At 31.6% G+C, this 433-nt stretch carries 1 protein-coding gene; it reads left to right on the forward strand.

Annotated elements, in window-relative coordinates; genetic code table 11:
• Positions 1-271: hypothetical protein (locus AJ884_RS08950; RefSeq protein WP_261660601.1), on the forward strand; the 271-nt coding region annotated here is incomplete at its 5' end.
• Positions 272-433: the final 162 nt, after the last annotated feature.

A 433-nucleotide genomic window follows, 5' to 3' on the forward strand; every position in this document is an offset into this window, starting at 1 on the left:
ATTGAAAGGAATAAAGATGGATAAAGCGCACTTAATTATTTATTTAGCAGTATTTGCATCTATCGTTAGTGTTTTAATAACTTGTTGTCTTTTGTATTTAATCAGAGATAGGTTAAGCAAATTGTTTTCTAAAAATACATTATTGAAAATCAAGAAGTTTTTAAAAGAGAATGTTAAAGATACTGATAAGCCATCAAGATCAGAAGAAGATTATTTTGACCCAGCATATAGACTTACGGCAGGAATTATGCACTATAGCAGAGGCCACTAAGCCTAGTTAAAACTAGACTCAGTGCATTATTATTTATAAGTATCATTGATTTTTTCATTTCTTTCTTTGATAGCAGTTCCTGCTTTTTTCTCAGCTGCACCTGCTGCTTTTTCTACATCAAATGCCAGTCCTTCTGATTCAACTTTAGCAGGAGCATTTCTT

Origin of the sequence: Campylobacter sp. BCW_6463, from assembly GCF_001762785.1 — a bacterium.
GTDB classification, from domain to species: Bacteria; Campylobacterota; Campylobacteria; order Campylobacterales; family Campylobacteraceae; genus Campylobacter_D; species Campylobacter_D jejuni.